Annotated in this window: 17 protein-coding genes; 6 read left to right on the top strand and 11 right to left on the bottom strand. The window is 72.9% G+C overall.

Annotated elements, in window-relative coordinates:
* Positions 1–252 precede the first annotated feature (252 nt).
* The 3 genes from JK361_RS28600 to JK361_RS28590 all read right to left on the bottom strand — a co-directional run bounded on the left by JK361_RS28600 (position 253) and on the right by JK361_RS28590 (position 2,366).
* On the bottom strand, positions 253–1,083 hold the full coding sequence (locus tag JK361_RS28600; protein ID WP_201823302.1) for a PP2C family protein-serine/threonine phosphatase: 831 nt from the start codon (positions 1,081–1,083) through the stop codon (positions 253–255).
* A 99-nt stretch (positions 1,084–1,182) separates the two neighbouring features.
* Entirely contained in the window at positions 1,183–1,503 is a 321-nt protein-coding gene (locus JK361_RS28595) for a hypothetical protein (RefSeq protein WP_201823299.1), read from the bottom strand.
* Between the two features lie 170 nt (positions 1,504–1,673).
* Complete coding sequence (locus JK361_RS28590; RefSeq protein ID WP_201823296.1) at positions 1,674–2,366, bottom strand: alpha/beta fold hydrolase; 693 nt, start codon at positions 2,364–2,366, stop codon at positions 1,674–1,676.
* A gap of 213 nt (positions 2,367–2,579) precedes the next feature.
* Here JK361_RS28590 and JK361_RS28585 point away from each other — a divergent pair, with 213 nt between their 5' ends.
* The gene (locus tag JK361_RS28585) at positions 2,580–4,025 is read left to right on the top strand and encodes a glyceraldehyde-3-phosphate dehydrogenase (protein ID WP_201823294.1); all 1,446 of its coding nucleotides are present in this window, start codon (positions 2,580–2,582) and stop codon (positions 4,023–4,025) included.
* Positions 4,026–4,100: 75 nt separating this feature from the next.
* Here JK361_RS28585 and JK361_RS28580 read toward each other — a convergent pair whose 3' ends face one another.
* The 4 genes from JK361_RS28580 to JK361_RS28565 all read right to left on the bottom strand — a co-directional run bounded on the left by JK361_RS28580 (position 4,101) and on the right by JK361_RS28565 (position 10,112).
* Positions 4,101–6,047: a collagenase gene (locus JK361_RS28580; RefSeq protein ID WP_201823292.1), complete on the bottom strand. Its 1,947-nt coding sequence runs from the start codon at positions 6,045–6,047 to the stop codon at positions 4,101–4,103.
* 189 nt (positions 6,048–6,236) lie between these two features.
* Complete coding sequence (locus JK361_RS28575) at positions 6,237–7,604, bottom strand: alkaline phosphatase PhoX (RefSeq protein WP_201823291.1); 1,368 nt, start codon at positions 7,602–7,604, stop codon at positions 6,237–6,239.
* Between the two features lie 231 nt (positions 7,605–7,835).
* Entirely contained in the window at positions 7,836–8,789 is a 954-nt protein-coding gene (locus JK361_RS28570; RefSeq protein ID WP_201823289.1) for a LysR family transcriptional regulator, read from the bottom strand.
* A gap of 435 nt (positions 8,790–9,224) precedes the next feature.
* On the bottom strand, positions 9,225–10,112 hold the full coding sequence (locus JK361_RS28565; RefSeq protein WP_201823287.1) for an NAD(P)-dependent oxidoreductase: 888 nt from the start codon (positions 10,110–10,112) through the stop codon (positions 9,225–9,227).
* Positions 10,113–10,190: 78 nt separating this feature from the next.
* Between JK361_RS28565 and JK361_RS28560 the strand changes: the two genes are divergently transcribed.
* From JK361_RS28560 to JK361_RS28550, 3 genes are all read left to right on the top strand, one after another.
* Positions 10,191–10,541 carry a winged helix-turn-helix transcriptional regulator gene (locus JK361_RS28560; RefSeq protein ID WP_201823284.1) on the top strand — a complete coding sequence of 117 codons (351 nt, stop codon included), beginning with the start codon at positions 10,191–10,193 and terminating at the stop codon, positions 10,539–10,541.
* A gap of 266 nt (positions 10,542–10,807) precedes the next feature.
* On the top strand, positions 10,808–11,380 hold the full coding sequence (locus tag JK361_RS28555; RefSeq protein ID WP_201823281.1) for a TetR/AcrR family transcriptional regulator: 573 nt from the start codon (positions 10,808–10,810) through the stop codon (positions 11,378–11,380).
* Between the two features lie 33 nt (positions 11,381–11,413).
* A complete protein-coding gene (locus tag JK361_RS28550; RefSeq protein ID WP_201823279.1) occupies positions 11,414–12,580 on the top strand; it encodes a GDSL-type esterase/lipase family protein in 1,167 nt (388 codons plus the stop codon).
* Between the two features lie 13 nt (positions 12,581–12,593).
* Here the strand turns inward: JK361_RS28550 and JK361_RS28545 are convergent, their stop codons facing one another.
* Together JK361_RS28545 and JK361_RS28540 are read right to left on the bottom strand one after the other, a co-directional pair.
* Positions 12,594–13,244, bottom strand: a complete 651-nt coding sequence (locus JK361_RS28545) for a class F sortase (protein ID WP_201823276.1) — start codon at positions 13,242–13,244, stop codon at positions 12,594–12,596.
* 153 nt (positions 13,245–13,397) lie between these two features.
* A complete protein-coding gene (locus tag JK361_RS28540) occupies positions 13,398–13,985 on the bottom strand; it encodes a hypothetical protein (protein ID WP_201823274.1) in 588 nt (195 codons plus the stop codon).
* Positions 13,986–14,219: 234 nt separating this feature from the next.
* Between JK361_RS28540 and JK361_RS28535 the strand changes: the two genes are divergently transcribed.
* A complete protein-coding gene (locus tag JK361_RS28535; protein WP_236053717.1) occupies positions 14,220–15,485 on the top strand; it encodes a Vgb family protein in 1,266 nt (421 codons plus the stop codon).
* 298 nt (positions 15,486–15,783) lie between these two features.
* Positions 15,784–16,662, top strand: coding sequence for an SCO6745 family protein (locus JK361_RS28530; RefSeq protein WP_201823272.1), 879 nt, complete (start codon positions 15,784–15,786; stop codon positions 16,660–16,662).
* A gap of 275 nt (positions 16,663–16,937) precedes the next feature.
* Here the strand turns inward: JK361_RS28530 and JK361_RS28525 are convergent, their stop codons facing one another.
* Positions 16,938–18,149 carry a cytochrome P450 gene (locus JK361_RS28525; protein ID WP_307787337.1) on the bottom strand — a complete coding sequence of 404 codons (1,212 nt, stop codon included), beginning with the start codon at positions 18,147–18,149 and terminating at the stop codon, positions 16,938–16,940.
* Entirely contained in the window at positions 18,146–18,856 is a 711-nt protein-coding gene (locus JK361_RS28520) for a cyclodityrosine synthase (RefSeq protein ID WP_307787336.1), read from the bottom strand. Before JK361_RS28520 ends, JK361_RS28525 begins: the two co-directional genes overlap by 4 nt.
* Between the last annotated feature and the right edge of the window lie 27 nt (positions 18,857–18,883).

Genomic DNA, 18,883 nt, shown 5'->3' with positions numbered 1-18,883 from the left:
CGTCCGGCCCTCCGGCTGACGCCGGGCCGCTGCGGCGGGGACCGTAACCGGCGGATCCTAGGCACTGTGCGGCACCAAGACCGTGACGTAACGGTTCAGGGCGGGTGCACGGGCCGTGAGAGCGGGGTGCACGGGCGTGCCCGCCAGGTGCTCGGCACCGTGCGGCACCAAGACCGTGACGGGGCGGTTCAGAGCGGGGCGCACGGACCGTCGAGGCCCGCGACCGGGACGGCGGCGCCGTAGCCGTGCCTGTCAGAACAGGGCGCACGGGCCGTCGAGGCCCACGACCAGGACGGCGGCGTCGTCGTCGTGCCCTACGCTCTCCGCGCCCTTGATCACGGCCGCCGCGAGCGCGTGGGTCGCCAGACCGGCGACGGCGGCGATGCCAGCGAGCCGCACCACCTGGTCGAGGCCGTCCTCGATGTACAACGACGGCCCCTCCACCACGCCGTCGGTGAGCAGGACGAAGACCCCGCCGGTGGTGAGCCGGTGCCGGGTCACCGGGTACTCGATGCCGGGCTCGATGCCGAGCGGTGGTCCTCCCTCGTCGTCGGCGACGCCGGACTTTCCGTCCGCCGTGGCCCACACGAAGGGGATGTGGCCGGCCCGGGCGCTCTCCAGCACCCCGGTGGCCGGGTCGAGCCGCATGAACGTACAGGTGGCGAACAGGTCGCTGCCGAGGGAGAGCAGCAGGTCGTTGGTGCGGGCCAGCAGCTCGCCCGGCTCGCCGGTGACCGAGGCGAGCGCGCGCAGCCCGGCCCGGACCTGGCCCATGAAGGCGGCGGCCTCGATGTTGTGTCCCTGCACGTCACCGATGGCCAGCCCGATCCGGCCGTCCGGCAGGGTGAAGGCGTCGTACCAGTCGCCGCCCACGTTGAGGCCGAGGTTGGCGGGCGTGTACCGCACCGCCAGGTGGAGGCCGGGGGCGGCGGGCAGGTCCCTCGGGAGCATGCCGCGCTGTAGGGCGATGGCCAGTTCGACCTGGGTGCGCTGGAGCTCCGCGCGCCGGCGCGCCTGGGCGGTGAGCGAACCGAGACGGGCCAGCAGCTCGTCGCCTTCGTCCGTGGAGCGCTTGCGGGCCATCGATCACTTCCGGCGGGGCGATGGCTCTCGGAGGGCCGGTCGCCTGAATGTTCGGCAAACGCCTCGATTTTACCTATATCGGGTGATCGCGCCCCACGGTCAGCGGATCTCGGAGTCGATGCCGGTGATCACCGCGGGCCCGAGCGGTGCGCTGCCTTCGTCCAGTCCCACGTCGCGGAGTGCGGAGTCGGCGAGCCGGCGCGCCTCCTCCTCGGCGTGCGGGCCGGTGTCCGCGTCGACGGTCAGGCGGAGGGTGAAGGTGTTGTCCTCGTTGACGCTGAGCACGTCCAGGTCCTCGGCACTGCCCATCCGCGTGCCGTGCGGATCGGCGGGCCGCAGCGCCCGGGCCAGCCGGGTGCGGGTGCCGGCCTCGATCCCGGTCGTGAAGGTGCCGGGGACGCTGATCACATAGGTCGTCATGAGACGGTCCTTTCCTCGGGCGTCCCCCCGTCTACCCCGTTTCCCGGCCTTCGCACAGCGGGCAGCGGCACACCCGCCCCCGTGCGCCCACCGCCGTTCCGGGCGGCCGGCACCGTCGTGGTCCTCGCCGCGCACCGCCCGTCGTCGCGTCGCGCAAAGGGGGCGGCCCCTCAGATCCAGCCGTCGAGCGCGCGCATGAATCCGTCGAAGTCGTCCCGGAAGAGGCTGTGCCCGGCCCCTTCGACCGTACGGACCTCGAAGCCCCGCCGCTTCACCTCGTCGCCCATGCCGGGCCGGACGAGTTCGCCGGCGCCGGCCAGCACCACCAGCGAGGGCACCACCGCGCGGGCCGGTGTCCGGCTGACCGCGTAGATGCCCGGAAGGACGCGGGCCGTGGCGGGGTCCCAGGCGGCGAGCGTGGCCAGCTCGAGGTCCACGTCGGCCTCGTCCCAGCGGGGGTTGAGGCCGCTGATCATGCCGCGCGGCGCGGTCTTGAAGACGGCGAAGTACGCGGACCCCTCGACCAGTTTCTCGCTGAGGTCCCAGGCCGGGTCGCAGTAGACCGCCCGGGCGGGCGCCAGCCGTTCGACGGCGCCGGCCAGCGCCATCGCCCCGAGTGAATGGCCGATCGCGAGTTCCGGCCGCTGCGGCAGGGTCTCGACGAGGTCGTCCGCCCAGGTCTCGGGGGTGTACTCGCCCCGGCCGCTCGCGCCGTGTCCACGCAGGTCCACGCCGATGACCCGGTATCCCCTGTCCACCAGGACGGGTGCGACCCGGTGCCAGGTGCGGTGGTCGGACATGATTCCGTGCACGAGGACGGCGATCCGGTCGCCGGTACCCCACTCGTGTGTGTGCAGCCTCATGGACAGTCTCTCCCCCCACCGGACTCCGTCCGATCATGGCATCGCGCCCGGATCCGGATCCACTCCCCGCGGCCGGCGGGTCCGTCCATTCGTCCCGCGGGCGCGGCGTGACGCCGTCGGCGAAGGCCGCGCCGGCCCTGCCGGAAGGCGCTGCGAACCCACCAAACCGGTGTGGTTATCATATGAGCGCTGCCTAGCTCGAAAGATGGACCTGTGACTGTCAACGACGACTCGTTCACCAACTGGAAGATCCGCGAGGAGATCGCGGAGTCGATGATCCCGCTCATCGGGAAGCTGCACCGCGAGCGGGACGTGACCGTCCTGCTGCACAGCCGCTCCCTGGTGAACAAGTCGGTGGTCAGCATCCTCAAGACCCACCGCTTCGCCCGGCAGATCGCCGGCGCCGAGCTGTCGGTCACCGAGACCATGCCGTTCCTCCAGGCCCTGACCGCCCTCGACCTCGGGCCGTCCCAGATCGACCTCGGCATGCTGGCCACGATGTACAAGGCCGACGAGCGCGGCCTGAGCGTGGAGCAGTTCACGGCCGAGGCCGTCGCCGGTGCCACGGGTGCCGAGAAGACCGAGCGCCGCGAGCCGCGCGACGTCGTGCTCTACGGCTTCGGCCGCATCGGCCGCCTCGTCGCCCGTCTGCTGATCGAGAAGGCCGGCTCCGGCAACGGACTGCGGCTGCGTGCCATCGTCGTCCGCGGTGGCGGTGAGGCGGACCTCGTCAAGCGCGCCTCGCTGCTGCGCCGCGACTCGATCCACGGCCAGTTCAACGGCACCATCACCGTCGACGAGGCGACCAGCACCATCATCGCCAACGGCAACGCGATCAAGGTGATCTACGCCAACGACCCCTCCGAGGTCGACTACACGGCGCACGGCGTCAAGGACGCCATCCTCATCGACAACACCGGCAAGTGGCGCGACCGCGAGGGCCTCTCCCAGCACCTGCGCCCCGGCATCGACAAGGTCGTCCTGACCGCCCCGGGCAAGGGCGACGTCCCGAACATCGTCCACGGCGTCAACCACGACACCGTCAAGCCGGACGAGCAGATCCTGTCCTGCGCGTCCTGCACCACCAACGCGATCGTCCCGCCGCTGAAGGCGATGGACGACGAGTTCGGCGTCCTGCGTGGTCACGTGGAGACCGTCCACTCGTTCACGAACGACCAGAACCTGCTGGACAACTACCACAAGGCCGACCGCCGGGGCCGCTCCGCGCCGCTCAACATGGTCATCACCGAGACCGGTGCCGCCTCCGCCGTCGCCAAGGCGCTGCCGGACCTCAAAGCCCCGATCACCGGCAGCTCGATCCGCGTCCCGGTCCCGGACGTCTCCATCGCCATCCTGAGCCTGCGCCTGGGCCGTGAGACCACCCGCGACGAGGTCCTCGACTACCTCCGCGACGTCTCGCTGAACTCGCCGCTGAAGCGCCAGATCGACTTCACCACCGCTCCCGACGCCGTCTCCATGGACTTCGTCGGCTCGCGCCACGCCTCGATCGTCGACGCCGGCGCGACCAAGGTCGACGGCGACAACGCGATCCTCTACCTCTGGTACGACAACGAGTTCGGCTACTCCTGCCAGGTCGTCCGGGTCGTCCAGCACGTCTCGGGCGTGGAGTACCCGACGTACCCGGCGACGGCGGTCTGATCCGACCGGCCCCGCGTACGCGTACGGCCGCCGACCGGGATCCCGGTCGGCGGCCGTCGTGTCGAGGCGCTTGGGTCAGGCCGCGGCCGGCCGGGCGCAGGCGCCCGCGGCGCACACCGTGAGCCACTGGTCGAAGTCGGCGTCGTAGCGGGTGCCGATGCCGTCGTGGTAGACGGCGTATCCGCCGGTGTAGTCACCGGTGCGGAAGCGGGCGAGCATGCGCTGGACGTCGTCCGGGTGCCGCTCGATCATGTAGCGCGCGGCAAGGTAGCCCCACGGGTAGGTGCGGGTCACGTCGCTGTTGTCGTAGGTGTTCTCGAACAGGGTGCTCAGCCGGTACGTGTGCTTGCCGGCCTCCTGGACCGCCTGGTCGTCGGCGAGCCCGCGGTAGCCGTAGGACACGTACTCGGCGACGCCCTCGATCCACCACACGTCCGGTACGGAGATCTGCCGGCCGAAGTCGCCCTTCATGTCGTCGCGGCCGTCGAGGAAGTGCGTGTACTCGTGGTTGAGGTTCCAGATGCGGGCCGGGAAGCCGTCGTCGTATGCCTTCTGGTACATGACGGACATCGGCTGGTTGGCGGGGTCCGACGGGTCGCCGCCGAGGGTCATGCCGCCGTTGTCGGTGCTGATGCCGTACATCGCGCCGGCGTACATCTGGTAGTCGGCGCGGCCGGCGAAGACCACCAACCGGAGCGTGGAGGCGTACTGGCCGGGTATCGCGCCGCCGGCCCGTACGACCGAGCGGAAGAAGGCGTCCTGGCGGAGCACACTGGCGCAGGCGGCGTCGAGGTCGGCGGCGGTCAGCGCCTGGGCGCGGATCGTGACGTTCGCGTCGCAGCGGTGCGTGACGGGCAGGACGGCCCTGTCGAGCTTCTCCGGCAGGCCGCAGACGTCGTAGTACGCGCAGTCGGCGCTGTCGTAGTAGGCGGCCTGTGTGGCCACCGCCACCCACAGGCCGGCCGTGGGCCCGGTGATGTGCGTCCGGTCCAGCAGGTCCTTGGTCAACGGCTTCACGGTCTCGCGCAGTTCGGGGTGCTCGACGTAACGGGCCACGTTCATCCCGGCGTTGGAGTCCAGGAAGGCCAGGTCGGTGCCGAGCTGGTCGGTGTTGGCCAGCGCGAAGTCGTACAGGGTGTCGATGATGCGCGGGTCGGCCGCCACCGCCTGGACGTACGCCGGGTTCCAGTTGCCGCGCCACAGCGGCGTGTAGACGTCGTTGACCGCCCTGATCATGCTGTCCACGGAGTCGTACGAGCTGTCGTAGTCGTTCAGCAGCCGCCGGTAGACGTACAGGTAGCGGCCCTGCTGGTCGGCGCTGTCGGTGAGGATCACGGTCTCGCCCAGGATGTCGCCGTTGGCCGCCGTGACGTCCCGCGAGTGGGAGCGGGCGAAGAAGGTGTCCGTGCCGCTCGTGACGGCGGTGGTCAGCCGGGAGGTGTACGGGCCCACGTCGCCGGGGTGGTTGAACTGCACGTAGTAGCCGGCGCGCAGGAAGAGGACCAGTTGCAGCAGGCTGCCGGAGTTGTCTCCGCGGTACTGCCGGGCGGTGCGGGTGAACGCGTCCGCGACGGTCACCATCTGGGCCTGGCGGAAGATGTCGCGCGCGTCGGTGCCGGTGACCGAGAAGAGGGTGTTGACGCAGTCCGGGGTCGCGGCCTTGAGGTAGGTGACGAGGGCGGTGCCGGTGCGGCTGCCGAAGTCGGCCGGGGTGCAGGCGGCCGCCTTCGCGAGGGTCTCGGCCGACCGGGTGGACTCCGCTTGACGCGGCGGGAGTTGGGCCGGACTGAGCGGCTCGGCCTGGGTGGCGGGGCGCTCGGTGGCGGCGGTGGACGCGCCCGCCGGCGAGGGCGCGGGGAGGGGCGTGCGGGGTGCGGCGGCCGTGCCGGTGCGCGGCCGGGGTGCCGCCAGGGCGGGCGTCGACAGCAGACCGGCCAGGGTGACGCAGACGGCGGCGGCGCCGGCGATGCGGCCGGCCGTGCCTCTCGGCACGCGTCCGGGCAGCGCGAAGCGATAGCGCATCGGGATTCCTCCAAGGGATGCGCCTCTGTGGGGTGTTGAGGCGTGTGAGGCACTGTCTCAGCGACCGCCCGCCCCAACAATGCCGTGTGACATAGCACATGGCACTGGCCGCTCATAACATCCCCGCCGCTTCACCCGCCGTGCCGGGGCGCGGGCGTGCGCCCCGGCACGGTCACGGACGACCGCCGGCTACCTGCGCCAGGGGCCCGTCACCGCGAACGTGGTACCGGGCGTGTAGCAGTTGACGAACATCGTCTCCCCGTCGGGCGAGAAGGTGACCCCGGCGAACTCCCCCCACTCGGGCTTCTCCGCCGTCCCGATGTTCTGGCGGCCCCGGGCCATCGCGTACACCTCGCCCTTGCGGGTCACGCCGAAGACGTGCTGGGCGCCGTTGCCGTCCTCGCACACCATCAGGCCCCCGCTGGGAGCGAGGCAGATGTTGTCCGGGGATTCGCCGGGCAGTTGCACGTCGGTGTCCGGGCCGAACACGACGACCAGGGTCAGCCGGCGGCGCGTCGGGTCGTAGCGCCAGATCTGGCCGTAGTGGTCGGCCGCCGAGCCGTCCTTGCTCCGGGCGAAGGACGACACGAAGTACACGCAGCTGCCGCCCCAGTAGCAGCCCTCCAGCTTCTGCGCGTGCGTGATGCCGCCCGTGCCGTAGTCCTGGAGCCGGGTCGGGGTGGAGGCTGCCGACGGGTCGGGGACGTCCACCCACCCGACGCCGTCGAAGCGGGATCCGGGCTCCTGGATCCGCGACAGGTCAGGTACGCCGGGCACCCGCATCGCCTGGAGCCGGCCGCCGGCGCGCAGCGAACCGACGCCGCCCAGCGGCTTGTCCGGCAGGAACCGGTAGAAGAGGCCGAACGGCTTCTCGAAGGCGTCCTCCGTCTCGTAGACGACGCCGTGCCGCGGGTCCACGGCGATCGCCTCGTGCTGGAAACGGCCCATCGCGGTCAGCGGGACGGCGCCGGTGCGGTGCGGTTCGGTGGGGTGCACCTCGAAGATGAAGCCGTGGTCCTTGGTGTAGCCGTTGGTCCCCGCCCTGTCCTCGGTCTCCTCGCAGGTCAGCCAGGTCCCCCAAGGGGTCCTGCCGCCCGCGCAGTTGACGGCCGTCCCGGCGATGGCGACCCGCTCGGAGAGCACGTGGTGGTGCGCGTCGAGCGTCAGGGCCGTACAGCCGCCCTTGCCCTGCGGATCGTAGGTGAGCCCGCTGACGACCGGGACCGGGATCTTGGCGGTGACCCGGTTCTCGTGGTTGCGCACGAGGTGCGTACGGCCCCTGCCGCCGGCGAAGGCGGCCATGCCGTCGTGGTTGGAGGGCACGCGGCCCTCGCCCGAGCGGAGCTGGTCGCCCTCGCGGGAGAGCACGGTGTAACGGAAACCTTTCGGCAGGTCGAGCAGGCCGTTCGGGTCGGGGACGAGCGGGCCGTGACCGGCGTGCCCCAGGTTCTGGGCGGCGGCGGTACCCGCGAAGAGTTCGGACAGGGCCCCGGTGAAGGCGATGCCCGCTCCCAGGGCACTCGCGGTGGACAGGACCTGACGGCGCGTTGCAGACATGCGGCAACAACCTTCCTGCTGGCGGACAGGAACTGTGACCCGCCGTGTCTATCACCTGGTACGGGCCTCGGGAACCACGCGCGGAGCACGTGTCACCCTGCGGTGACGTGCCCACCCGCGTCCCCGCCCGCCCGTTCCGCACCTCCGGGCCCGCGCACCGGCGTTCCGGGCCGTCGCGCCGTCCCGCGCCCGGCACGGGATCCCGTGCGCTCGGGGCCCGTTGCGGTCCCCCTACGCCCCCGCGACGCTCCAGGTGCGCGACGCCCAGGTGCGCAGGTGCGGGGCCTGGGCGACGAGATCGCGGTACGCGTCCGTGGCGGACCGGACCACCGTCTCCACGACGTCGTCGGTGACGGTGTCCGGCCGCCAGGCCAGCACATAGCGGCACCACAGCGGGGAGCCCGCCAGCGGCTTGACCACGACGTGCGGGATCGGCCGCAGCGTCGGCTGCACGAGGGACACCCCGAGACCGTCGGCGATCATGCTCTGGAGCTGGGTCTGGTCGCCGAGCCACTCGTGCACGGTGACCGGCGTGAACCCGGCCGCCGCGCAGGCGTCGTAGAACACCCCGGGCCAGCCGGCTCCGTCGTCCGGGGTCACGAACCAGGCGTCCTCGGCCAGGTCGGCGAGCTGCACCTGGGGGCTCTGCCGCAGCCGGTGCCGGGAGGGAAGGGCGACGAACGTGGGCTCGGTGACGATTCCCCGGTGCCGTACGGCGGCCGAGTGCCGCAGCTCCATGCCCGGGTAGTCGGCGGCGATGGCGACGTCCACCATGCCCTCCTCCAGCAGTTCCACGATCCGCGAGGAGGAGTAGACACTGGTGACCGCGATCGTCAGTTCCGGCAGCCGTGCGCGGACACGGGAGACGGTGCCGGACAGCATGGGCGAGTTGGTCGCGGCCACCCGCAGGGTACGGCGGGGGCGGGCGGCGGGCTGGCGGTGGCCGATCGCGGCGGCCCGCGCGAGGACGTCGCGGGCCTGCTCGACGACCTCGGCGCCGTACCGGGTCGGCCGGACCCCGCTCGGCCCGCGCTCGAAGAGCGGCTCGCCGAGATGCCGCTCGATGCGCCGCAGCTGGGTGCTCACGGCGGGCTGCGAGTAGCCGAGCTGGGCGGCGGCACGGCCCACACTGCCCGCGTCGGCGATCGCGCACAGCACCCGCAGATGCCGCAGCTCCAGCTCCATCGGTCCACTCCCGTTCGTTCCCGCGGCCGCCCGGCACCCTGGCCCGCACCCCGTCCGAAACACCCTGGTCCGCACCACGCCCGACACCCTGGCCCGCACCCCGTCCGACACCCTGGTCAGCGCCCCGTCCGGGCTCGGCCGTCGCCGCCCGCGCCGGCCGTGGCCACGACCGGCGGACCGAAGCGTTCCACGGCGTTCTGTCCGGCACAAGTCGCAGGTCCGCCAGGGTGCGGCCGGTCCTGTCTGCCGTGGGAACGGGTGCCTGTCCGCCGGGACGGGTGACTGTGCCCGGGCGCGCGGAGAGGACGGGCCGCCCCGGACCCCGGCTCACACGGAGGACAACGAGCCGCCCCGGACCCCGGCTCACACAGAGGACAACGAGCCGCCCCAGGCCCCGGCTCACACAGAGGACAACGAGCCGCCCCGGGCCCCGGCTCAGTGGCGGCCGAGCATCTCCGCCACCCGGATGAACCCGTCCGTGCCGTGTCCGAGGCCGATGACGCGGCGGGCCATGCCCTCCACGGCCCGCATCACGCCCGCGTCGATGCCGTGGGACTCGGACACCTCCACGACATGGGCCATGGTGGAGACGGCCGAGGTGATGGGGTTGATCTCCCCGGAGTAGGTGCCGCTGTCGGCGTCCTCGGCGAACTCCGCGAACAACGGCGGCAGGATCGCGCCGATGCCCTGGGCGAAGGGGGCCAGTTCCCGGGCGGTGACGCCCTCCGCCCGGGCGATCGCCACGGCGTGTGCGTAGCCCGCCATCGCGGTCCAGAAGATGTCGAGCAGCGCGACGTCGAAGGTGGCGGCGCGCCCGGTCTCCTCGCCCAGGTGGGTGTGCGTCCCGCCGAGCAGTTCCAGCACCGGGAGGTGCCGTTCGTAGAGGTCGCTCGGACCGCTGTGCAGGAAGACGGCCTCCGGGGTGCCGATGCTGGGGGCCGGCGTCATGATCGCCCCGTCCAGGTAACCGATGCCGTGGGCCGCCGCCCACTGTGCGGTGTCCCGCGCACGGACCGGGGTGTCGGCGGTCAGGTTCACGACGGTACGGCCCTTCAGCGCGCGGGTGACGTCGTCATCGCGCAGGATCGCGTCCGCGGCGTCGTAGTTGACCACGCAGACGACGGTCAGCTCCGACGCGGACACCGCCTCCTCGGCCGTCGCGGCGCCGGCCGCCCCCTGTGCGATCAGCTCCCGGTCCTTGCCGGGCGTGCGGTTCCACACCGTGGTCCGCACGCCGGCCACGCGGAACGCGTGCGCCAGCGAGCGGCCCATGGGACCGAGTCCGAGCACGGTGACGGCAGGAAGATTCAGCGCTGTGGACATGTTGCAACTCCCGTATGTGATCAATGTGTGCCGATGAAGCGCGGCCGGCCGGCCGCGGGGAAACCGAAGAGGTCGACGATGACGCGTAGCCGTGCCCAGGACCCGAACGTCTGCGGAGTGACCGCCGCGATCGCCGTGATCGAGGGCAAGTGGAAGACGTCGCTGCTGTGGCTGCTGGAGTCCGGCCCACAGCGGCCCGCCGAACTGCGCCGCCGGCTGCCCGGGTTGAGCGAGAAGGTGCTGACCCAGGCGCTGCGCGAGATGGCGGAGGACGGCGTGGTGCACCGGGAGGCGCACGACGTGCTGCCGCCGAAGACCGTCTACTCGCTGACCGAGTTCGGCCGTGACCTGGCGACGGCACTGGACCCCGTGGCCGAGTGGGGCCACCGCCGCCTGGACCTGCTCCGCGAACGCGAAGCGGCATCCTGACGCGGGGCCGCCGTCACCTCCCGTCCGTTCCCCGGCAGCCCCTGACCTCGACAAACAGCCTCTCCCGCCGCGGCTGAGCTGCCAAGTACCCACAAATAAGTGGGTGTTCGGCACAGCGACACGGCACCACCGGAACGGTCACCGGCCGCCCCTCCCCCACCACTCCGCCTATGACGTCCGGGAACAGCGACCCCTAATTACCTCATCGATTTGCCTAAAGTCTTTAGGAAGTTCCATAATCGACTACGGCAGACGGGAGGAGAACCATGGTGCGAGCGGGACTGACCACCGAGCGCCTGGTCCGGGCCGGTGCGGAGCTGGCCGACGAGGTCGGCTTCGACCAGGTCACGGCCTCCGCGCTGGCCCGGCGGTTCGACGTCAAGGTGGCGAGCCTGTACTCGCACCTGAGGAACTCCCAGGACCTGAAGACGCGGATCGCGCTGCTCGCCCTGGAGGAGCTGGCCGACCGGGCTGCCGAGGCACTGGCCGGCCGGTCCGGCAAGGACGCCCTGGGCGCCTTCGCGAACGTCTACCGGGACTACGCCCGCGCACACCCCGGCCGCTACGCGGCGGCCCGGCACCCTCTGGACCCCGAGACGGCCGCCGGCAGCGCGGGAGTCCGGATCGCCCAGCTGACCCGGGCGATCCTGCGCGGCTACGACCTGTCCGAACCGGACCAGACCCACGCGGTCCGCCTGCTCGGCAGTGTCTTCCACGGCTACGTCAGCCTGGAGACGGCCGGCGGCTTCAGCCACAGCGCGCCCGACTCACAGGAGTCGTGGACCCGGATCCTGGACGCCCTCGACTCCCTGCTGCGCAACTGGCCCGCCCATCCATGAGACGCACCTTCCCCGGAAGCACGGACGGACACGATGCACAGCACACCCCTCACCGCCGACCTGATCCGCGGCGCCCTCGAACTGGAACGCACCGCGCACGGCCTGCTGCCGCACCGGCTGCCCGCCCGGGCCCGCGCCCAGTGCGCCGACCCGCAACTGGCCCTGGTGGAGGCCCAGCCCTCCGGCGTACGGCTGGTCTTCCGCACCCGCGCCACCGCCGTCGAGCTGGACACCCTGCCGACCAAGCGGGTCTACCCCGGCGTGCCGCCCCGCCCGGACGGCGTGTACGACCTGCTGGTCGACGGACGTCCGGCCGGCAGCGCCTCACTCTCCGACGGCAGCACCCTCACCATCGACCTGGCCACGGGTGCCGCCGAGCACCGGCTCGGCCCGGTCGGCACCGTGCGCTTCACCGGCCTGCCGGACACCGTCAAGGACGTGGAGATCTGGCTGCCGCACAACGAGACGACCGAACTCGTCGCGCTGCGCACCGACGCCCCCGTCGAGCCCGTCCCGGACCGGGGCCGCAGGGTTTGGCTGCACCACGGCAGTTCGCTCAGCCACGGCTCCGACGCGGCCACCCCCACCACCACCTGGCCTGCGCTCGCGGCGTCGCTGGGCCGGGTGGAGCTGATCAACCTCGGGCTGGGCGGCAGCGCGCTGCTCGACCCGTTCACCGCCCGCGCCCTGCGCGACACGCCCGCCGACCTGATCAGCGTCAAGCTCGGCATCAACCTGGTCAACAACGACCTGATGCGGCTGCGCGCCTTCGGCCCCGCCGTGCACGGCTTCCTCGACACCGTCCGCGAGGGCCATCCCGGCACCCCGCTGCTCGTCGTCTCACCGGTGCTGTGCCCGATGCACGAGGACACACCCGGCCCCACCACGATGGACCTGACCGCCCTGGGCGAGGGCCGCGTGCGGTACCGGGCGGCCGGGGATCCGGCCGAGCGTGCGGGCGGGAAGCTCACCCTGGAGGTCGTCCGGGAGGAGCTGGCCCGGATCGTACGCGAGCGGTCGGCCGAGGACCCGGCCCTGCACTACCTCGACGGCCGTGAGTTGTACGGCGAGGCCGACTACGCCGAACTGCCGCTGCCCGACGGCCTCCACCCGGACACCGCCGGACACCGCCGGATCGGCGAGCGGTTCGCGGCGCTGGCGTTCGCGGCGGGCGGCCCCTTCGGGGACCGCGCCGCCTGACCGGCCCGTCGGCTCACACCAGGTGGGCGAAGACGACCAGGTTGTCGGTGTAGTCCCGCACCGTGCGGTCGTAGTCCCCGGCACAGGTGATGAGCCGGACCTCGGGACGCGAGGCGTCCTCGTACACCCGCTCGCTGGGGAAGTCGTCCTTGGCGAAGGTGTCGGCGTCGTCCACGACGAATTCCGCCGTGCTCCCGTCGGACCGCTCCACCGAGAAACGGTCGCCGGGTTCCAGCCGGTCGAGGTTGGCGAAGACGGCCGCGGAGGTCACCGTGTCGACGTGCCCGGCGATGATCGCGGTGCCCTTCTCGCCGGGCGAGACGCCGTCGGCGTACCAGCCCACGAGATTGGTGTCGCCGGCGGGCGGGGGCTCCAGCTGGCCCGAGGCGCCGATGGTCAGAGTGGTGAACGGGGCGTCCACGGCGATCTCGGGAATGCGCAGGCGGATCGGTGCGGACCGGGGCAGCGCCCCGCCGGCCGGCTCCCGCGGGTCGGCCGACGTACCGGCGCCGGCGCCCGAGGCCCGGTGCGTCTGCGGCTCGTCGTCCGGCTGGTGGTGACCGCCGAACAAGCTGACGGCCAGGAAGACGGCCGCCACGCCCCACAGCGTCAGCCGCCCGCCACGGGCGGAGCCCGCGGGGGCCGAAGAGGGATCTGCTGCCATCGGACACCACCTCATTCGGTCACGGCAGCACGGGGATCGGGGCAGGGAGGGGACGGAGCGGGATCCGGCGTCCCCGGGGGGCGCAGGGGGCGCGGGCCGCCGACACGGCCGGCGCGTCGGCGACGTCCGCAGCCCCTGCGACACAGCGGCCCGTCAGGACGCCGGCACCCCGGCCTTCTTGCGACGCAGCATGTACGCGCCGCCGGCGCCTACGGCGAGCACGGCCAGGCCGCCCGCGGTGACCCCGGGCGTGGCGAGCGCGCCACCACCGGTGTGCATGCCGCCGCGCGGCTTGTCGTGCTCGTCCTCCTCACCCCACTCGCTCTTGTCACCCTTGTCTCCCTTCTCCCCCTTGTCCCCCTTGTCGCCCTTGCCGCCGCCCTTCTCCTGGCCGCCGCCGTCCCGTTCCTTGTCGCGGTAGCTCTCGGGGTCGAACCGGCTGTCGTCCTCCCCGCCCCAGTCGTCGCTGCGGACCGCGGCGAGCGCTCCGCCACCCGTGTGCATTCCGCCACGCGGCCCGTCGTGTTCCCCCCCGCCGTCGCGCTTGCTGCCGTAGTCATTGTCGTGGTCGCTGTCGGAACCCTTGTCGCGGCCGGAGTCGCTGTCGTGCTCCTTGCTGTACGAGGAGTCGTCACGGCCGCCGTCGTGCTCGGCCGGAACTGCGAACGCGGCGGCGGGCGTCGCAAAGGCGAGGGCGGCCGCGGCAGCCGCCGTCGCCAGGAGTGTGCGGGCAGAGCGCATAGTGATGTCCTTCCGCCGTGACCGGGCAGCGGATACCTCATCAGCTGGATGGACCCGGCCTCGACATGAACCACCGTCAGTGAGGCCCCTGTCTCCCACCATCCGGGCCGCCCAGCCGGGTCACCACGCCACCCGTCTGCCCCAGCGCGTCCGCTTCGCGACCCCCCGTCCGGGTCAATCGCCGACGCGGCCGCGCACTGCCCCAGCGATCGAGTCGTAGGCGAGGAGTGCCCCATGCCCGCGAACACCACCCCCTGCGGACCGGTGACCCGGCGGCCGGCGGCCGCGCGGGCCGGTGCCCTGGTCGCCGCCGCCGTCGCCATCGCCGCGGTCGCCGTCACCGTCACCGTGCCGGCCGGCGCCGGGGCGTCCCGTGTGGGGGCGGACCGTGTCCGGACAGCCCCTGCCGAGGCGGCTCACGTCCGGGTGGCCCGTGTCCAGGCGGACCGTGCCCAGGCAGCCCCTGTCGAGGCGGGCCGCGTCCGGGTGGCCCGTGTCCAGGCGGACCGTGCCCAAGCAGCCCCTGTCGAGGCGGACCGTGCCCGGGTGGCCCGTGTCCAGGCGGACCGTGTCCGGGTGGCCCCTGTCGGGGCGGACCGTGTGGGGGCGGAGGAGGTGACGGAGTATCCGGTGACCACGGCGGCGGGTGCCGCCCCCGCGGGCATCACCGGCGGGCCGGACGGCGCGCTGTGGTTCGCGGAGCACGGTGCCGGGCGCATCGGGCGGATGACGGCCGACGGCACGGTCACCGACTTCCCGACCTCCGGCCCGGACACCGGACCGGCCGCGATCGTCCAGGGGCCGGACGGGGCCCTGTGGTTCACCGAGACCACCGCCGGGCGGATCGGCCGCATCACGCCCGCCGGCCTGCTCACCGAGTTCCCGCTGCCGACGCCCGACAGCGGCCCGCTGGGAATCACGCCAGGCCCGGACCGGGCCCTGTGGTTCACCGAGGCGACCGGCAACCGGATCGGCCGGATCACGGCCACGGGCCGGATCACCGAGTACCCGGTGCCCACCCGGGACGCCTCTCCCCACTCGGTCGCGGCGGGCGGGGACGGCGCCCTGTGGTTCACCGAACTGGGCGGCGGCAAGGTCGGGCGGATCACCACCGCCGGACGGATCACCGAGTTCCCCCTGCCCGGCAAGGCCGGCTTCCCGAGCGGCATCGCCGCCGGGCCGGGCGGCATGTGGCTCACCGCGTCCGGCGGGCACGCGGCCTTCCGGATCGACCGCCTCGGACACCTCACCCGGTTCCCGCTGCCCGGTGCGGACAGTCTGCCGGGCGGCATCACGCGCGGGCCGGACGGGCACGTCTGGTACACCGACCAGGCCGGCCGCATCGGCCGGATCAACGCGACCGGAACGGTCACCCTCTTCCCGGTGCCGGACGGCGCCGACAAGGTGCCCCTGGGTCTGACGGCCGGGCCCGGCCGGTCGGTGTGGTTCACCGAACTGCTCGGCAACGCCGTCGGCCGCGTCCGGGCCGGCACCGGGTGAGCCCGCAACCGTCAAGACCGGCCGCCCGGCGCCGGGACAGCGCCCGCTCGGCCGTCGGCCGCGTGTGAGTCGGCGCCGGAGAAGGCCGCGACCGCCGCCCTCCCGCCACGACAGCGCCCGCTCGGTCCTCGGCCGGGTCCGCGACGGCGCCGAGGGAAGACCGCGACCCCGCGACCGGCTGCCGTAGCCCCCCCAGCACGGTGCCCCCTCGCCGCCACCTCGCCCCCCTTGTTATGACGGCCGTCATAAAGCAGGCTGGTGCCGACGGCACGACAGGCGGACGCGGTGGGAGGAACCGGTGGCGGACACGATGGCACGGGCCCTGTGGGAGCGGTACGAGCCGGTGCACGATCTCGTCTACTTCGCGCCCGAGGCACGCCGGGCGGCGGACGGCCTCGGGATGCGCGGGTTCTGGATGGGCTACTTCGCGCTGCGCGCCGCCCCGGTCGGCGCCGTGCACCCCGCCGTGGTGACGAGCTGTTTCTACGTCTTCCACCCCTCGCGCGTGGCCCGCGCCCTGCCGGACGCCTGGGCGTACGCCGCTCCGGCGGACGTGCTGGCGGCCCGGTGGGAGGCGATGGACGCGGCGATGACGCGGCTGTTCGGCGCGGACACCGTCGGCTCCGCCGCGTTCGCAAAGGCCGCGGACCTCGCCTGGGAGGCCGCCGCGGCCGCGGACACCACGGGCCGGGTGCTGGCCGCCGCCAACCAGGCGCTGGAGCGCCCGGACCGGCCGGCCGCACGACTGTGGCAGGGGCTGACGACCCTGCGTGAGCACCGCGGGGACTCCCATGTGGCGGTGCTGGTGAGCCTGGGGCTCGGGCCGGTCGAGGCCATGGTGCTCAAGGCGGCGGCCGGCGAGTCCGACGGGCCCTTCCTGCGTGAGACCCGCAAGTGGGCGGAGGCGGACTGGGCGGCGGCCGTGGCGCGGCTGCGCGCGGACGGCCGGCTCGCGGCGGACGGATCGCTCACGGCCGCGGGGCTGGCCGTGCGTGCGGAGGCCGAGGCGCTGACCGACGCGGCGGCCGAGGGGCCGTGGGCCGCGCTGGGTGCCGAGCGCAGCGAGCGGCTGGCCGCACTGCTGGAGCCGCTGGCCCGCTCGGTGGAGGAGGCGGAGCTGCTGCCGCCGGGGAATCCGGTGGGACTGACCCGGGGGCCGTACCCGGCCGCCCGCTGAGGACGCGCCGCCCGCCGCGGGGGTTCCGGCCGCTGAGGACTCGCGGCCCCTGAGGGGCTCCCGCTATTTCCGCCGGTGAAGGGTTCCCGGAGCTGAAGGTTCCCGGAGCAGAAAGGCTCTCGGCCACTGAAGGGGTTCCCGGAGGCTGGACGGCTCCGGAGGCTGGACGGCTCCGGACGCTGGGGGGCTTTCGGCCGTCGCGGAGGCGTCGGCCGGCGGCGGCCCCGCCCGGGGTGCCGGGCCGGGGCGCCGTACGGATGGCGGGGTGCCGCGGGTTACCAGGTCACCGGGAGCCGCTCGGGGATGCGCTTCATGAACCCGGTGCGCCAGACCAGTTGGCCCGGCGGGACGGCGAGCGCGACGTCCGGCAGGCGGTCGAGCAGGACCTCGAGGGCGATGCGGGCGTGGGTACGGCCGAGCGCGGTCGCGGGGCAGTAGTGGGCCCCGCCGCCGAAGGAGAGGTGGTCGGCGGTGTTGTCACGGTGGACGTCGAAGCGGTGCGGGTCCGCGAACTTCTCCGGGTCGAGGTTGGCGCCCTCCACCAGGACGAGGACGAGTTCGCCCGCGCGTACGTCGACGTCGCCGAGCCGGAGGTCTTCGAGGGCGAGGCGGGGCAGGGCGTCGCCGATGGAGAGGTTGACCCGCAGCAGCTCCTCCACACCGGGGCCGATCAGCTCGGGGCGGTCCCTCAGCAGGTCGCGGGCGATGGGGTGGGTGAGCAGGTAGACCAGGGCCATGGTGAGGAAGCCCGAGGTGGAGATGACGCCGGCGCCGAACAGGGTGACGCCGACGGTGGCCAGCATCTCGTCGGTGAGGTGCGCGTACTCGGGGTCGTCGCGCAGGGCGGCCAGTTCGCCCATCAGCCCGTGCGTGGCCGGGTCGTCGAGCAGGGCCGCCATCCGGGAGATGTCCCGGTCCCAGTTGAGGCGCGCGCCGGTGATCGGGCACGGGGAGTTCATGAAGGCGATGTCCAGGCTGCGCAGGAAGGCCGGGGCCTCGGTCTGCGGGATGCCGAGGATGCGGCAGTGCATCCCGGCCGAGTACGGCTCGCAGAACGCCCCGCGCAGGTCGGCCGTCGGCCCCTCGGCGACGATGAGGTCGACCAGCCGGTGGGCCTCTCTGCGCAGCCAGTCCGTCAGGCCCGGCGCCTTGGGGTTGAGCGCCTTCATCACCGCGCGGCGCAGTCCCGCCCCGGTGATGTTGCCCATGTTGTTCACGACCTCGGGCGGGATCGTGAGCGCGTACTGCCGGGGAACGCCGGGCGCGGAGGTGTCCTTGAGGGAGAACCGGTCGTCCTTGAGGACCTGCGCGCACAGCTCGTACGACGACACCAGCCAGGCCTCGTCGCCGGCGATGGTCCGCACCCGCCGCACGGGGGTGGCGGCGCGCAGCTCCCCGACCTCGGCGGGCACCCGGGTGCCGTCCCAGGAGAACGGGAAGTCGAGCAAAGGGGGGTGGTCGGTGCGGGTGTCGGGGATGGTGATCACGGCGCGGCTCCTTCGAGGGCGGCGGGGGTGACGATGGCGTGGCCCTGGTTGCGGGAGGCGCGCAGGCCGGCGCCGCGGGAGTAGAGCAGTTCGGCCATCGGCAGGAGTTGGTGGTAGCAGTTGAGCGAGGAGGGCACCCCGAGAATGGCCGGGGTGTCCAGGAACAGCGGCGCCTCGGCGCACACGTACTCCAGGCACACGGCGCGCCGCCGCTCGTTCGGGGTCTCTCCGCGTGCTGCGAGGAAACGATTCACCAGAGCCTCGCACACGGCACGGAAGGCGCCGTCGGAGACCAGCCGCCCCTTCAGGTGCTGGTGTATCTCCTGGTAGGCGGGGTTGGTGCGGAACTCCGACATCGGATGCCAGTCCAGCCTGGTGCCGTCCGGGTCGGCCGCCGACACGGCGTCACGGACCTTGGCGCGCACTCCGCGGAGGTTCTTGACGGCCTTGCGGCGGGCCTCGTCCGGTGGATAGCCGGAGGCCTCGTACATCTCGGCGACGTACAGGTCGGTGTACACGAAGTCGACCCGGTCGAAGTGGTCCAGCCCCCAGCGGGCGAGGTCGTGCAGGCGCCGGGCGGAGAAGTAACTGTTGCCCGGGGACACCCCGATGACGGCGTGTGCGCCCTCATCGAGGATGACCTCGCAGTGGGAGGTGTACGGCTGGACTTCGAAGACGTCGGCCATCAGCACGGATGCTGTGGTCACGGGGGGAATCCTCCGCCGCGCGCTAGT

Origin of the sequence: Streptomyces musisoli, from assembly GCF_016741855.1 — a bacterium.
Classification (GTDB): Bacteria; Actinomycetota; Actinomycetes; order Streptomycetales; family Streptomycetaceae; genus Streptomyces; species Streptomyces musisoli.
The sequence above is the reverse complement of the archived record's forward strand: the minus strand, read 5'-3'. Positions and strand labels throughout refer to the sequence as shown.

Excerpts from the sequence above, each read along its gene's own strand:
- JK361_RS28600 (WP_201823302.1), bottom strand. The coding sequence starts at position 1,083 with ATGGCCCGCAAGCGCTCCACGGACGAAGGCGACGAGCTGCTGGCCCGT.
- JK361_RS28595 (WP_201823299.1), bottom strand. The coding sequence starts at position 1,503 with ATGACGACCTATGTGATCAGCGTCCCCGGCACCTTCACGACCGGGATC.
- JK361_RS28590 (WP_201823296.1), bottom strand. The coding sequence starts at position 2,366 with ATGAGGCTGCACACACACGAGTGGGGTACCGGCGACCGGATCGCCGTC.
- JK361_RS28580 (WP_201823292.1), bottom strand. The coding sequence starts at position 6,047 with ATGCGCTATCGCTTCGCGCTGCCCGGACGCGTGCCGAGAGGCACGGCC.
- JK361_RS28575 (WP_201823291.1), bottom strand. The coding sequence starts at position 7,604 with ATGTCTGCAACGCGCCGTCAGGTCCTGTCCACCGCGAGTGCCCTGGGA.
- JK361_RS28570 (WP_201823289.1), bottom strand. The coding sequence starts at position 8,789 with ATGGAGCTGGAGCTGCGGCATCTGCGGGTGCTGTGCGCGATCGCCGAC.
- JK361_RS28565 (WP_201823287.1), bottom strand. The coding sequence starts at position 10,112 with ATGTCCACAGCGCTGAATCTTCCTGCCGTCACCGTGCTCGGACTCGGT.
- JK361_RS28560 (WP_201823284.1), top strand. The coding sequence starts at position 10,191 with ATGACGCGTAGCCGTGCCCAGGACCCGAACGTCTGCGGAGTGACCGCC.
- JK361_RS28555 (WP_201823281.1), top strand. The coding sequence starts at position 10,808 with ATGGTGCGAGCGGGACTGACCACCGAGCGCCTGGTCCGGGCCGGTGCG.
- JK361_RS28550 (WP_201823279.1), top strand. The coding sequence starts at position 11,414 with ATGCACAGCACACCCCTCACCGCCGACCTGATCCGCGGCGCCCTCGAA.
- JK361_RS28545 (WP_201823276.1), bottom strand. The coding sequence starts at position 13,244 with ATGGCAGCAGATCCCTCTTCGGCCCCCGCGGGCTCCGCCCGTGGCGGG.
- JK361_RS28540 (WP_201823274.1), bottom strand. The coding sequence starts at position 13,985 with ATGCGCTCTGCCCGCACACTCCTGGCGACGGCGGCTGCCGCGGCCGCC.
- JK361_RS28535 (WP_236053717.1), top strand. The coding sequence starts at position 14,220 with ATGCCCGCGAACACCACCCCCTGCGGACCGGTGACCCGGCGGCCGGCG.